Source organism: uncultured Ferrimonas sp. (assembly GCF_947489035.1).
GTDB lineage: Bacteria > Pseudomonadota > Gammaproteobacteria > Enterobacterales > Shewanellaceae > Ferrimonas.
The window spans coordinates 25,688-40,755 of sequence record NZ_CANLCI010000035.1; the positions used below are offsets into that span (position 1 = coordinate 25,688).

At 57.1% G+C, this 15,068-nt stretch carries 9 protein-coding genes and 2 tRNA genes; 1 reads left to right on the forward strand and 10 read right to left on the reverse strand.

Annotated features, from left to right (window positions below; translation table 11 throughout):
* Window positions 1-403 precede the first annotated feature (403 nt).
* From Q0796_RS16675 to gltB, 3 genes are all read right to left on the reverse strand, one after another.
* Entirely contained in the window at window positions 404-1,099 is a 696-nt protein-coding gene (locus Q0796_RS16675) for a hypothetical protein (RefSeq protein WP_298445226.1), read from the reverse strand.
* Between the two features lie 121 nt (window positions 1,100-1,220).
* Complete coding sequence (locus Q0796_RS16680) at window positions 1,221-2,648, reverse strand: FAD-dependent oxidoreductase (protein WP_298445228.1); 1,428 nt, start codon at window positions 2,646-2,648, stop codon at window positions 1,221-1,223.
* Between the two features lie 9 nt (window positions 2,649-2,657).
* A complete protein-coding gene (gltB, locus tag Q0796_RS16685; protein WP_298445231.1) occupies window positions 2,658-7,106 on the reverse strand; it encodes a glutamate synthase large subunit in 4,449 nt (1,482 codons plus the stop codon).
* Window positions 7,107-7,517: 411 nt separating this feature from the next.
* Here gltB and Q0796_RS16690 point away from each other — a divergent pair, with 411 nt between their 5' ends.
* A complete protein-coding gene (locus Q0796_RS16690) occupies window positions 7,518-8,459 on the forward strand; it encodes a TIGR01212 family radical SAM protein (RefSeq protein ID WP_298445233.1) in 942 nt (313 codons plus the stop codon).
* Between the two features lie 243 nt (window positions 8,460-8,702).
* Here the strand turns inward: Q0796_RS16690 and Q0796_RS16695 are convergent, their stop codons facing one another.
* The 7 genes from Q0796_RS16695 to Q0796_RS16725 all read right to left on the reverse strand — a co-directional run bounded on the left by Q0796_RS16695 (window position 8,703) and on the right by Q0796_RS16725 (window position 15,068).
* Entirely contained in the window at window positions 8,703-8,945 is a 243-nt protein-coding gene (locus Q0796_RS16695; RefSeq protein WP_298445235.1) for a DUF465 domain-containing protein, read from the reverse strand.
* A gap of 71 nt (window positions 8,946-9,016) precedes the next feature.
* Complete coding sequence (locus Q0796_RS16700; RefSeq protein ID WP_298445237.1) at window positions 9,017-9,895, reverse strand: LysR family transcriptional regulator; 879 nt, start codon at window positions 9,893-9,895, stop codon at window positions 9,017-9,019.
* A gap of 160 nt (window positions 9,896-10,055) precedes the next feature.
* Window positions 10,056-11,441, reverse strand: coding sequence for a tetrathionate reductase family octaheme c-type cytochrome (locus Q0796_RS16705; RefSeq protein ID WP_298445244.1), 1,386 nt, complete (start codon window positions 11,439-11,441; stop codon window positions 10,056-10,058).
* Between the two features lie 215 nt (window positions 11,442-11,656).
* Window positions 11,657-13,354, reverse strand: a complete 1,698-nt coding sequence (locus tag Q0796_RS16710; protein ID WP_298445239.1) for a DUF3373 family protein — start codon at window positions 13,352-13,354, stop codon at window positions 11,657-11,659.
* A gap of 24 nt (window positions 13,355-13,378) precedes the next feature.
* Complete coding sequence (locus Q0796_RS16715) at window positions 13,379-13,696, reverse strand: cytochrome c (RefSeq protein WP_298445241.1); 318 nt, start codon at window positions 13,694-13,696, stop codon at window positions 13,379-13,381.
* A gap of 1,109 nt (window positions 13,697-14,805) precedes the next feature.
* Window positions 14,806-14,882, reverse strand: a tRNA-Pro gene (locus Q0796_RS16720).
* A 109-nt stretch (window positions 14,883-14,991) separates the two neighbouring features.
* Window positions 14,992-15,068, reverse strand: a tRNA-Pro gene (locus Q0796_RS16725).

Genomic DNA, 15,068 nt, shown 5'->3' on the forward strand with positions numbered 1-15,068 from the left:
GCGTCACTAAGTCGGCAGAAAGTTATCACCGCCAGATGATGACTTAGCCGTGACAGATACGCCGCACCGGCTTTACTGCCGCATCACAGCGTTGCGCGGTGTACTGCACAATGAGGTTGAGCAACAGGATGTTACGAGTGCATCGCTAAGCCATGGATGGCGCATCGATGCCGTGCCGAATGGCGCAGTGCAAGGAGCGAAAGTAGAGCTGTGCTAAGGCAATGGGATCCCAAAGGGAGGATCCCCCCCTTTTTCTACGAACTAGTGTGCCGTCGCCACGGCGACATAACCACTTGAAAGCAGTGCCATCGAAGCTCGCCGCAGGCGACAATAGCTACCGCGCAGCAACGCCAACAGTTAACGAATACACAGCCTTTTATTAGGGTCGGTTTTACCCCTAGGGTTAAAACGCCGATTTGAGCTGGTACAGCAGTCGTTGGTTATCCGCTTCGAGCACTTCGATTTCGGCGTTGTGATAACGGATCAGATTGCCGTTGTTGAGATCGTATTGCACCCGATGGGTTTGCGGTTTGGCTGAGTTCGTTAACCGATTTTGATAGTCAAACAGGAGTGTGGTGCCAACGCGGCCGCTGTACAGCAACGCTTGCTCTGGCAGGTTGTCTGGGTAGACCTCGCGGGTGTAAAAACGCCCCTGCGCCACATCTGCATTGAAGGGCTCGCAGCTGCTGTAGTTTTTAGTGAGTTCGTAGGCACAGATCCGCCGCTGTTCGCGATTCAGTAACAGCCACAGGTTGTTGTGTTCGTAAAAACTGGATTGGCGATCGATCGCCTCATAGATGTCATCGCCGTTGACGCGGCCAACACGCAGGTAGCTGTTGGGACGGACATTGAAATAGGAAACCGACAACGGTTGGTACAGATCGAAGGCGGCTTGCTGACGCCGAAACCCCTGCACAAGCACGGCATCACCGACCGCAGCGGCAGTGATCACTTCAATCTTGGGCTGCTGATAACTTTGGGCTTCGGGCAGGAAGTAGCTTGGGTTACCGGCGCAGGCGGCCAATAAGGAACCGCACGCCAGTAGTAAGGCAGCGCGCAATACGCAGCAATGAATTCGAAGATGACGCAGTGGTTGCATGGCAAACGGCCTGAGTGAAGTGCTGGGGCGATAGTGCCTTTAACTCGGCAGGCTGACAAGGATCCCCATCACAGCACAACGCCCGCATCGGCGGGCGTTGTGCTGTGAGTTTAGCTGGAACCTACGCCCGCTTGGCTAACGCCACGTCCATCATGTCGAGGATCCCCAACGCCGCTTTTCGGCCTTGGTCTACCGCGGTAACCACGAGATCGGAGCCGCGCACCATGTCGCCACCGGCAAACACTTTCGGGTTGCTGGTTTGCAAGCCGTACTTGCCTTGCTCTGGCGCCAGCACCCGGCCTTTTTCGTCGGTGATGATGCCGTGATTCGCCAGCCACGCCGGTGGGCTTGGCTGGAAACCAAAGGCGATGATCACCGCATCCGCAGCCAGTAAGTGCTCGGAACCGGCGATCGGCTCTGGGCGGCGACGGCCCCATTCATCCGCTTGGCCCAAGCTGGTTTCGATGCACTCCAGTGCCACCACCTTGCCGTTGGCGTCGGTTTTAATCGCCAGCGGTTGGCGGTTAAACAGAAACTCCACCCCCTCTTCGCGGGCGTTGCTGACTTCGCGGCGCGAGCCCGGCATGTTGGCTTCGTCGCGGCGGTAGGCACACTGCACGCTGCTGGCGCCTTGGCGAACGGAAGTGCGAACGCAATCCATGGCGGTATCGCCACCGCCCAGCACCACCACGCGCTTGCCGGCCAAGTCGATGTAAGGATCATCCACTTGGTAGCCTTCGATGGCGGCGGTGTTGGCGATCAAGAACGGCAAGGCCTGATGCACCCCTTGGGCGGATTCGCCGGGCAGGCCAGCGGCCATCGCCTTGTAGGTGCCCAAACCTAAGAACACCGCATCGTGGCCGTCGACGATCTGTTCGAAGCTGATGTCTTTGCCTATCTCGCAGTTCAAGCGAAACTCAATGCCCATCCCTTCAAACAGCTGACGGCGGGTACGAACCACCGATTTTTCCAGCTTGAACGAGGGGATGCCAAAGGTCAGCAAGCCGCCGATCTCTGGATGGCGATCGTATACCGTTACCTTGACGCCGTTGCGGGTTAGCACATCGGCACAGGCTAAGCCCGCCGGTCCGGCGCCAATCACCGCCACATGTTCGTTGCGCGCCACTACGTTGGACAGATCCGGTTGCCAACCTTGCTTGATGGCTTCGTCGGTAATGTATTTTTCTACCGAACCAATGGTAACCGCACCAAACTCATCGTTGAGGGTACAGGCGCCTTCACACAAGCGATCTTGCGGGCAAACTCGGCCGCACATCTCTGGCAGCGAATTGGTTTGGTGCGCCATCTCGGCGGCTTCGAAGATGCGTCCCTGCTTGGCCAAGCGCAGCCAATCTGGAATGTAGTTGTGCACGGGGCACTTCCACTCGCAGTAAGGGTTGCCGCAATCCAAGCAGCGATCCGCTTGCTGGCTGAGCTCTGGCTCGGCAAAGGGCTGGTAGATCTCCACAAATTCGGCGGCGCGACTGCTGGCATCGAGCTTGGTGGGATCTTGGCGTTGCTGATCAAGAAATTGAAATACGTTGCTCATAAGGCCCTCTTAGCTCGCTTGCACCGCGATGGACTGCGGTTGCAGCGCCAACAGCTCTTGGATCTGGCTGGTTTTCGGTTTCACCAATTTGAAGCGTGGCAACCAGTTGGTCAGATCTTGCAAAATGTCCGCCGCCCGTTCCGAGCCAGTGGCGTCGTAGTGGGCTTGTAGTAGTTGCTTCAGGTGGTGCTGGATCATCGGCTCTGACACCGCCAGCGTTTCGACCAGTTCGGTGTTCAAGCGTTGCTGAAAATCGTTGTGCTGATCGAACACAAAGGCGAAGCCGCCGGTCATGCCGGCACCAAAGTTGACCCCGGTTTTGCCGAGGATCACCACCACGCCGCCGGTCATGTATTCACAACCGTTGTCGCCACAGCCTTCAATCACGGCGGTGGCACCGGAGTTACGTACTCCAAAGCGTTCCCCCGCTTGGCCCGAAGCAAACAGGCGGCCGCCGGTGGCACCGTACAAACAGGTGTTGCCGATAATCACCGAATCGTGGCTGTCGTAGGCCACCCCAGGTGGGGTTTTCACCACCAGCTCGCCCCCGGTCATGCCTTTGCCGACGTAGTCGTTGGCATCCCCAGATAAGGTCAGATTCAGGCCGCCGACGTTGAACACCCCAAAGCTTTGCCCAGCGGTGCCGCTGAACTGAAAGTGCAGCGGTTGCGCGGCCATGCCTTGATTGCCCCATTGCTGGGCAATCTGGCCAGCCAGCGCCGCGCCAACGGAGCGATCGGTGTTTTTCAGGGTCATGCTGAACTCGCCGCCACGCTTGGCCTGCACCGCGTCTTGCGCCAGTGCCAGCATCTGCTGATTGGCTAACCCCTGATCGTGCGGCGGATTGCGTTGGGTGTTGAACACCTCGGATTGTGGCGAAGCGATGGCGCGCGCCAATACTGGCGACAGATCCAACCGGCCTTGGCGTTCGGTTTGCCCTGGCAGTTGTTTCAGGTAATCGCTGCGGCCAATGATGTCGTTGAACTGGCTGACCCCAAGCTGGGCCAGCAGCTCACGCACGTCGGCAGCAATAAACTGGAAGAACTGCATCACCTTTTCTGGGGTGCCGTGGTAGTGGTTGTTCCGCAGGCGCTGATCTTGAGTGGCCACGCCGGTGGCGCAGTTGTTTAAGTGACAAATACGCAGGTATTTGCAGCCCAGCGCCACCATTGGGGCGGTGCCAAAGCCGAAGCTTTCCGCCCCCAGCAGCGCGCCTTTGATCACATCAAGGCCGGTCTTCATGCCGCCATCCACTTGCAGCAGCACCTTGTGGCGCAGGTTGTTGGCCACCAAGGCTTGGTGCACTTCCGCTAAGCCCAGTTCCCACGGCGAACCCGCATAGTGAATGGAGCTTTGTGGGCTGGCACCGGTGCCGCCATCGTAGCCAGACACGGTGATCATGTCGGCGTTGGCTTTGGCCACGCCGCAGGCGATGGTGCCAATGCCGGGCTCCGACACCAGCTTCACCGACACCCGTGCTTTCGGGTTGATCTGCTTCAGATCGAAGATCAGCTGCGCCAGATCTTCAATTGAGTAGATGTCGTGGTGTGGCGGCGGCGAGATCAGCGTCACCCCCGGACGGCTGTAGCGCAGCGCGGCGATTTCGGTGGAAACCTTGTGCCCGGGCAGCTGCCCACCTTCGCCAGGCTTCGCCCCTTGCGCCACTTTGATCTGAATGACGTCGGCGCTCATCAGGTACGCGGCGGTAACGCCAAAGCGGCCAGAAGCCACCTGCTTGATGCGGGAATTACCCGGGCCGTTTAAGCGGCGTGGATCTTCACCGCCTTCGCCGGAGTTGGAATGGCCGCCAAGGCGGTTCATGGCGATGGCTAAGGCTTCGTGCGCTTCTGGCCCCAAGGCACCAACGCTCATGGCGGCGGTATCAAAGCGCCAGAACAGCTTGTCGGCGGCTTCGACCGTGACATTGGCATTGGCGTCGTCAGCGGGGTTGAGTGCCAGCAGATCCCGCAGGGTGGCCACGGGGCGGGTGTCGACCAGCTGGCGATAACGTGCCCATGCGTTGCTGTCTTGCGCGCTCACCGCTTGCTGCAGGCTTTGAATGACGTCGGGGTTAAAGCAGTGGTATTCGCCGCCGTGAACAAACTTCAACAGGCCGCCGTGGGCCAAGGGTTGGTGACGACGGAACGCCTGTTGGTGCAGTTGCGCCTGATCCGCTTCGATGTCTGCAAAGCTGGCGCCGCTGATGCGGTTGGTGACGCCGTTAAAGCACAGTTCGACCACCTCTTCGCTGAGGCCGATGGCTTCAAACAGGCGCGAACAGCGGTAGCTGGAGATGGTGGCGATCCCCATCTTCGAGAGGATCTTCTGCAGCCCTTTGTCGATGCCATTGCGGTAGGTCAGCAGCAATTCCCGACAGCGGTGCTGTTCGCCGCGTTTGGGGGCCAACGCGGTGATCGATTCGTACGCCAAGTAGGGGTAGATGGCGCTGGCGCCGAAGCCCAGCAGCACCGCAAATTGGTGCGGATCGCGGGTGGTGCCGGTTTCAACCACGATGTTGGTGTCGCAGCGTAACTGGTTGCACACCAAGTTATGTTGTACTGCGCCCACGGCCATGGCCGCGGGGATCAGCAGCTGTTCGGGGTGGATGTGTCGATCCGACAGCACCACCATGGTGGCGCCGTTTTGCGCGGCCACCTGCGCTTGGCGGCAGATCCGTTCAATGGCGTTGCGCAGCCCCTCTTGTGGCGGGTAGCCCAGTTCGATCACTTCCGAGCTGAAGTGTTCGTTATCAAGCCCTCGCAGCTGTTGGAAGTCGCTGTAGAGCAAAATCGGCGAATCAAACAAAACCCGATTGGTTAAACCGAAGGTTTCGTTGAATGGGTTTTGCTCTTTACCGATGCAGGTGGTCAGGCTCATGACGTGTTTTTCCCGCAACGGATCGATCGGCGGGTTGGTGACCTGAGCAAACAGCTGGCGGAAATAGTCGTACAGCGAGCGAGTTTGGGTCGACAGCACCGCAATCGGGGTATCGTCGCCCATGGACCCAATGGCTTCGGCGCCGCCGTCGGCCAGCGGCCATAGAATTTCGCGCAGTTCTTCGCGGCTGATGTTAAACAGCTTTTGGTATTGAGTCAGCTGCTCTGGTGGCATCTCTGGCATGCCTGCGGCGGCCAGTGGTAGGTTTTTGCCGTCCACCATCCGGCGCGAGTTCACCTTCATCCATTCGGCGTAGGGGTGGCGGTTTTTCAGATCCTGATCGATCTCAAACGAGGTGGTGAGCTTGCCGTTGTAGGTATCCAGTACCAGCAGTTCGCCGGGGCCAACGCGGCCTTTTTGCACCAGCTCGTCCGGTTGGTAATCCCAGATCCCCACTTCCGAGGACAGGGTCAGGATCCGATCTTTGGTAATGGTGTAGCGGGCAGGGCGCAGGCCGTTGCGATCCACCGCACAGGCGGCGTGGCGGCCGTTGGTCAGCACCACGCCAGCGGGGCCATCCCACGGCTCCATGTGCATCGAGTTGAAGTCGTAGAACGCCTTCAGATCGTCGTCCATTTCGGGGTTGGATTGCCACGCCGGCGGGATCAACAAACGCATGGCGCGCTTGATGTCCATGCCGCCGGCCAGCAGCAGTTCCAACATGTTATCGAGGCTGGAAGAGTCGGAGCCCGATTGGTTGACAAACGGCGCGGCGTCTTGCAGATCTGGGATCAGCGGTGTGGCGAACTTGTATTGGCGCGCTAATGCCCACTGGCGGTTACCGGTAATGGTGTTGATCTCGCCGTTGTGGGCGAGGTAACGGAACGGCTGTGCCAGCTGCCAGCGAGGTTGGGTGTTGGTAGAGAAGCGTTGGTGGAACAAACAGATGGCGCTCTTCATCCGCAGATCGGCCAGATCCGGATAGAAGCTGGGCAGATCCTTGGGCAGGGTTAACCCTTTGTAGACCACGTTATTGGCGGACAAACTGGAGACATAGAAATCACGATCGTCTTCCAGCGTCTTTTCGATGCGGCGGCGGGCCATGTACAGGCGTCGCTCCAGATCCTTGTTGCGCCAGCCAACCGGGGCATTCACAAACACCTGCATCATCATCGGCGCATCGGCCGCGGCAATCTCGCCCAGCACGTCTTGGTTGGTGGGGATCTCGCGCCAGCCCAGCACGCTAAGGGTTTCCCGCTCTAGCTCCACTTTAATGGCGTTTTTGGCGTGGGCTTGGCGTACCGGATCGTGGCTCAGCATCAGCATGCCAACCGCGTATTTGCTGGATAAACGCCAGTTGTTCTCTTCGGCGATGTGGGCAAAGAATTCGTGGGGTTTGGCCATCAGCAGGCCGCAGCCATCGCCGGTCTTACCGTCGGCGCCAATGGCTCCGCGGTGCTGCAATCGCTCTAACGCTAGGATGGCGGTGCGTACCACTCGGTGGCTGCTTTCGCCTTCCATGTGGGCAATTAAGCCGAATCCACAATTTTCTTTTTCGAACTGTGGGTGTAAAAGGCTCATGACATTCCTCCGCCTGCTGGTGCCGATGCTGGCATATTCTGGCTACATATTTATGCAGTTAACCTGTTCAAACTACTGATCGGCTCTAGTACGGTCAACATGATGGAAGGGTGCTGGTTACTGCTTTATAACCGTAAGATGGCGTTAGCTTGACAGCGTTATCGTGGCAGCATAGGGCGATACCCAGATCACAAAAATGCATAGAAAAGGCATTTTTTAGATTGTTTTATCAACAGTGGCAGGGCGTTACGGTGACTTGGAATGCCGTCGAAACACCCCGTTTAGCGCCATTTTCTGCGGATATGATTATTGGTTGATAAGTTCTGATTATCCATCGCTGTGATCTGGATCGGCGAGCTCTTTATGGGGTTCTGGTAGAGTTGCGCGTTTTTCAACCGCCGGAGAGAGTTAATGGGTCTAGATAAGCACGTGCATACCTTGGGCACCTACATGAAACAGCGTTACGGCAGCAAGATCCACAAGCTGACCATCGACGCCGCTTTCACCTGTCCAAACCGCGACGGCAGCTTGGGACTCGGTGGTTGTACTTTTTGTAATGTCTCTTCATTCAGTGCTGAGCACGGCAGCAAAGCCAGCGTTGCCGAGCAACTGGCGGCGGGCAAACAGCGCCGTGGCGGCAAAGAAAAGCGCTACATGGCGTACTTTCAAGCTTATACCTCGACCTACGATGAATACGCGGTACTGAAAGATAAGTACCAGCAGGCGATGGACGTGTCTGACATTGTCGGGCTGTGCGTTGGTACGCGGCCAGATTGCGTGCCAGACGATGTGCTGGCGTTGTTGGTGAGCTATCAGCAACAGGGCATGGAAGTGTGGCTTGAACTGGGGCTGCAAACTGCCCACGCCAGTACCTTGAAAAAGATCAATCGTGGCCATGATTTTGAAGCCTACCGCGATACGGTTACCCGAGCGCGGGCACTGGGCATCAAGGTGTGTACTCACTTGATTCTGGGCTTGCCGGGGGAAACCCCAGCCCACGCCGAGCAAACCCTGCAACTGGTGTTAGACGCGGGTGTGGATGGCATTAAGCTGCACCCACTGCATGTGGTGGAAAACAGCACCATGGCGAAACAGTGGCGGGCGGATCGATTGCCGCTGTGGACACTGGAGAAATACGTGGCGACCGCCTGTGATTTGATCCGCCAAACCCCAGCCGAGGTGGTGTTCCATCGAGTGAGCGCCTACGCGCGCCCACCGGAGCTGTTGGCGCCGGATTGGTGTGGCGATAAGTGGTTGGCGATGAACGCCATTGTCGACAACTTGGCGCAATTGGGTGGCCAAGCCAGTGCGGTGGGCAGCCAGCGGATTGAGGTTACGGCCAGCTCGGTTTAACGGGTTAGCTGCCGCTCAGCGCAGTCTGGTTGCGCTTAGCCTTGCTCAAAGGCCATTTACCGATGGGGCAGCAAACGCTGCCCCATCGTTTGGCTTCGCTGCCGCTGCGCGGCGGGCTCGTTGTTATCAGCATCAACCCTCATCGCCACATCAGTATCCACATCAATAGCAACGTTAGTATCAGCATCAAACCCAACATCAATTCCGGCGCATCGCAGATCGGCACCGTTAAGCGGCATGGGGTTAGGCGTTGCTGCGCAGTTGATCGTAGAGTTTGTCTTTTAAGTGGGCACGCTCAAAGCGCATCTGGCTAAAGACTTGGTCTTCGGTGGGGATGTCGTTTTGTTCCAGCAAGCGGATCTGTTTGTCCAGCTCGTGGTATTGATCGCAGGCTTCGCGGAAGGGCAGATCGTTTAAGCGGAGGTGTTTGATCTTGTCTAAGTACTCGGGAAACTCTTTGGTTAGGGCGTGGTTGCGGATCGGCATTCATGGGCTCCTTGCTGGTCAGATCGTTTAACTGAGTAAGCGTAGATCGGTTTTAGCTGATTGCGAGCGAATTAGTCTGCCGGCAGCAACTGCTGTTGCAGCCGTTCGATAAATTGCTGGGCGGCGTCGTTCAGCGACGGCTGCAGCAGCAGACTGCGATGCAGATAGTGGTTAAATCCGGGGATCTCAAAACCAACCAATTCGCCCCGTTGTAACTGGGCTTGCACCAACGAATGCGCCATAAACGCCACTCCTCCTTCGGTTTGCAGGCTTTGCAACGCCAGATGCAGATCATCAATCACCGCCACCGAGGCAAACTGCTGCAGATCACTGTGGTGGGTCGCTAGGTTGCTTTCCAGCAGCAAGCGCGAACTGCAGCCGGGGCGAGCGGTGTGCAGCCGATGCTGCTGCAGCTGCGATATCGACTGCGGCACCGGTTGCCCAGCGGCAATGACGAACAAGATGTGTTGCGGTGGCAGCGCCTGCTGCATCCCCTGATGCGCTGGCAGCGGGTGGTGGTGATCCAGCACCGCGATATCTACCTGATCGCGATTGATGGCATTAACTCCATCCTCCGGCAGCCCTTGCAGCACCGACAGGTTGGCGTGTTGCTGCCGCTGCTGTTGATAGCACTGCAAGATGGTGGGCAGTTGGCCAAAGCCAAAAATGGGGGTACACCACAGCCGCAGTTCGTTGCTGTTGGTGGCGGGCAGGCTTTGCATCTGTTGTTGCAGCGTCAGCATCTGCCGACCACATTGCACCACCTGCTCGCCTTTGCTGGTTAAGCGCAGCGGCGGCCCGCGTTGCAACAGCGGTTGGTTAAAGTGGCGCTCTAGGTTTTTTATCCGCTGCGATACCGCCGATTGGGTTAGGCATTGGGCGTGCGCTGCCTTGGAGAGACTGCCGTACTCGGCCACCATGATAAGGGTTTCAAGATCAGTGGTTCGCATCTGCTTGCCGTGGCTGGGATCGATGCTCTTATTATATAAGCAGTGTCTAATTTTATTTTGCGCCACCGCAAAGAACGGCATCATTGATGCCGTTTTTCGCGCTGGCAATCTTGGGACGATTTGCCTTAGGGCGGCGGGCGCATTGGCCGCGGTTCTGGGCTCAGTCGCGCAGCGCTTGGGCGGCTTTGTTGCGCATGGGATCCGCTGGGTAACCCAGCTGCTGCCATGGCATCCGCCCCTTGTTGCCGTGACAATCCATGCAGCCTAAGGCGTGCTCTTTCGGCGACACCATGTGATTAAGGCGCCACCACATTTCGGTTTCGGCAAAGCCATAGCTGCCACTGAAGCTCAGCTGTAACGCTTGCATTGAGGCGTTTTGCTCCATCCCCAGCCGCGCCGCGCTGGCCCAATCAAAGGTGTGCCAGTAGCCATCGTCGCCGGTGGTTTTTGGGGTCAGTAAGATGTTTTGCTTGCTGTCGTAGATCTGTTTGCCGCGATGCACCTTAAACGGGTAGATCTTGGCGTGTTTGTCACTGATGTCACCCAGCGGGTAGGTCAACTTGGTGACGGTGCTGGCATCGATTTTATCGCCAATTTGATAGGCACCGGCTTGGCCGTTATACCAGGCGTATTCTGGGGTGATGTTTTTGCCCCACTCAAAGTCGCCCTTCTTTTTCAGGAAGGTCTTCTTGCCGAACTGTTTGCTGACGTCGGTGCGATCTTGCCCCGCCGTTGACCAATCCCAGCTCATCTTGGTGGGCTCGTTTTTGGCCACTTGTGGGATGTGGCAGGTTTGGCAGGCCACGCTGGCGAGGTGTTGGTTAAGCTGCTTCTTTTGGTGCGGGGCGCTGTCGTGGCAATCGGTGCAGCTGATGTGATTGCTGCCCATTGGGCTGACCCCAAGCGAGTGGCCGCCGATCTGATGTTGCTCGGTGCGGTGGCACTGTTGGCAGTTCATGTCGTTGCCATCCACATCCATGTGCACGTCGGTGGCTTTGTCGGGGTAGGACATTGATGAGTCCAGATCCCCATGCTTAACGCCATCGCCGCCGCCACCAAAGAAGTGGCAAGCGCCGCAGTTATCGCGGTTAGGCATCCCCACCTGTTGCGCTACTCGTTCCAAGTTTACTTTGGCTAACGGTTGGCCGCCGTTATCGCCCGCTTTGACGTAGGTGCCGGTGGTGTCGTGGCACACCAAGCAGTCGATGTGGTCGCTGTCGGCAAAATCAAATTGGTTGTCGGTCCAGCCGTAGCCAGCGTGGCAGCGGCTGCAACTGGCTTGGTTGCCTGCCCCAGCCGAGATGCAGTAGTTGTTGATCACATCCTTTTTGCCGCGCTGTACTGTTTTCCCGTTGACGGTTTGGCTGCTGCTCCAGGTCCAGTGGGCGCTGTGCAGAAAATCCTCCCCTTGTTGGTCATGGCACATCAGGCAGGTTTGGGTAACCTCGGTGCCACTGGCAAATGGCCCCCAGATCACCTCGGCGTGGGGGCCGTTGGCGTGGGCAGGCAGGGCGAGGGATAAACAGCTGCCAATTAGGGCGGCCATGGCCGTTGTTCTTAGGGGTAAACGTTTAGGCGACTCAGCAGAGCCGCCCATGGCCGTTGGTTTTAGGGGGAAACGTTTAGGCGACTCAGCAGAGCCGACCATGGCCGTTGGTTTTAGGGGGAAACGTTTAGGCGACTCAGCAGAGCCGCCCATGGCGGTGGTTTTCATGGGTAAACTCCTAGGCGGCTCGGCTGAGCCGCCCATGCTGGGGATGGTTAGAACTTGATGGTGATGCCGAGGTTGAGATCGAGCGCGGTGTCGATCACCGGCATGTTGGCTAAGGCGCTGCCCGCTTCAATGTCGTCAATCGCCACTGGAGCGCCAACCGGACTGCCGCTGCCGCTGTAGTCGTAGTCGTAGTAGAGCGCTGCCATCTTGAAGAACATCTTTGGATTGATGTTATGCAGGTAGTACGCCTCTACTGCATGGCCACGGGTGGCCAGCTTGCTGCCAACGGGATCGTCTTGGGCTTGGGTGAATGGGGTCCAATACTTGGAGCCGTAGTTGTACTCCAGACCCAAAGCACCATCGCCCAGTGGCTGCTGTAAGCCTAAGTAGGCGGAGTAACCATCGCGATCTTCAGTGCTGCTGGCGCGATCGATCACCATGGTTGGTACGCCGTTGGCGCCGATGTTGTCGATCTGGTAGACCGCATCAGAATGCATGCCACCAAACATGCCAGCATTGCCGTTGGGCATGGTCCGGGTCCAACCTAAAGAGGCGAACCATTTCAGGCCGTTGTCTTGCTCTTTAGTGAAGGTCACCCCACCCAAAAACATGTCGCCAATCACGTTGCTCGGCTGCACCCGCATAACCGGATTCATCCCCGGCATCTGCTGCTCTGGTGGCAGCATCGCATCTGGCACGGCGATGGTGCCTTTAAAGCCGTCGGTGATGTCTTTGGCGCCAAACAGGATCACCTGCAGGAAGTTGCTGCCATCGGCTAACACATCGATGTTGAACCCACCGAGGTAGGTGTCTTCGGTAACGATGTTGTTGTACAGCTCGCCATTGCCGTATTGCGATTCAAACCCTTGGCCCAAACACAGACGTGCGACTTGGCCTTCCCAGCCGGTGATCTTATCCAGCTTGTAACCGGCGGTGAGGCCATCAAAGTTGAAGTTAACCACGTGACCGGATGGGGTGCCGCCGCGCTTCTCGTTTTCACGGAAGTGACTGGGGGCGCCATAGCTGGAGGGGCGACGACCAATCGACAGGTAAGCGTCGGTGCCGCCGATGTGGTTCCAATCAAAGAAGGCGCGTTCCACAAACAGATCATCGCCGGACGGGTTGCCACTGCTGGTGCCATCCATATTGAACGAACGCCACGAGTCGAACACCTGCACGCCGGTATCGTCGCCCCAGTTCTTAAACATCGCCAAGCGACCAGAGAAGCTGACGTTGTCCCACACCTTGGCTTTCAGGTTTAGCCGTAAGCGGGTGGTGTAGAACATGTCGTTGTTGATGTCGTAGGTTTGTGGCGTGCCCACTGGCATGGCACCAACGCCGTTCAGTTGTCCCGCCATAAAGGCTGCGGCCATCTGCGGGTAAGCCGCCATCATCTGGCCGATGGCGGAACTGGTACTGCTGGGATCGCCAAATTCACCGGCCATGGCGCGCTGGCCAAAGTCATCAAAGTCGACATAGGCACCGGGGTTAACGCTGACGTTGTTGTAGCTTAGGTTGTGGCCGCGGGTGCGAAAGTCGCCAGTGATGGTAACTCGATCCAGCGCGCTGTGCCGCTCGCTGGCATCCAATCGGCTGTCATTCTCTTCGAGCCATTCGGTCAGCTCGGCCACTTGCTGGTTCAATGCTTCGATCTTGCGTTCAAGTTGAACGCTGTCATCTGCCGCCATGGTGGCGGGGATCAGTAGGGCTTGGGACACCAATAAGGCAATTGTTGTGCAACGCATAATCTGTCTCTCCGTCAGCAATCATTAGCCGCAAGTGGCGGGTTGATCGGAATCCATGGCGTGGTCATAAAGGAACTGATTGATGTCCAGCAGTTGCGGCTCACTCAGTGCTTCAAAGGGAGCGGGATCGTGCTTATTGCGTTTAAAGAATCGATCCCACTGCGACATGGTTTTGCTCATCGGAGTGAGCTCGGTGGTGCCAGCGTCGTGACAGGATTTGCAGTGTTTTTTGTAGAGGTGCTTGCCGCGCTTCGGGTTGCCGCCATCTGCGGCGATCGCCTGCATTGATAGGCTGGCAACAGCAAGAGCAGCTACCGCCAATAGGGTTTTATTTTTCATCATCATCTCCATAACGGTCGTGGGCTGAACGCCCTGGGACAGTGCCGTTATGGCAACTTTATTAGTGTTTGCTTATGTTGCGATATCGACCAATTCTTATGGCGATATTAGCGATGCTTAACTGCGGCTGAATGGGGCGAGGGTTGGTAATGGCTTTGCACTGCATGCGTCCACTGACGTGATGGCGATCTCGTTTTTTGTTGCTGACAGAGCGGCAATGGAGCAGAAACAATTGCTGGTTGTGTGAACTCAGTCCGCTGCGGTTTGGTGAGGGATAACGGCTGATGACCAGCAGGAACCGGAGCAGAGTAAAGGCGTGGGAAGAGTAAGATTGAGAGAGACTGCTGTGAGATAGGATCATCGTCTTCGGCGCTTTGCAGTAGCAGCGGCAAATTCGATCACCAGTGACTGGTGAGATTCCCGTTTTGGGAGCCTAACGCCTTAGTAAGGCTTCACTTTCGCTTCTTGCACTGCGTCCCAAAATCAGGCGCGGAGCAGATCTTATGGTGACTTGATCACCTGACGGTGAGAGTTTTAGGCCGACTTGGCGACACCGAGTGAAGCAGTGATGAAGTAAAGCCGAAGGCAGGATGCCGCAGAGGCCAGCTAAGCCATGGATGGCACATCTGGCCGTTGCTGCAACGTAATTCTGCGAAAATGAGGGGTTGTCGTCGCCTCGGAGGCGCTCGGGATTGCAAAGGGACTCGTCCCTTGCCCGCCGCCGGGCGGCCCCGGCAACGACCCCTGTGCTGCAGATAAGTTCTAACGGTTAGTTTACCCGCTCTCGCTGCCTAGAATGCTCAGTGCTGTTTATGCAAAGTGTCAATAGGAATACGGCTGCTCGAAAAGCTGCGATGCGCTACCAGGCTGCGCTAATCACCGTTTATCTCACTTTTCTTATAGACACAAAAAAGCCCGCAAATGAATGCAGGCTTGTTGGTAAAGGTGGTTGCTGGGCTGGTGGGTATTAGTGAGGATCCGAACCTCTGACCCTCTGGTCCCACTCTTTCAAAAGCTGCGATGCGCTACCAGGCTGCGCTAATCACCATGTATCTTACTTTTCTAACAGACACAAAAAAGCCTGCATTTTCATGCAGGCTTTTTTGTAAAAGTGGTCGGTGATAGAGGATTCGAACCTCTGACCCTCTGGTCCCAAACCAGATGCGCTACCAGGCTGCGCTAATCACCGAAAACTGTCTTTGGAGTAGAGACCCTCTGGTCCGCTAATCCACAATCAGGATGCGCTATCAAACTGCGCTAATCACCGATTGTTTTGCCTCTAGTGAGGTCTTTAAAAGTGGTCGGTGATAGAGGATTCGAACCTCTGACCCTCTGGTCCCAAACCAGATGCGCTACCAGGCTGCGCTAATCACCG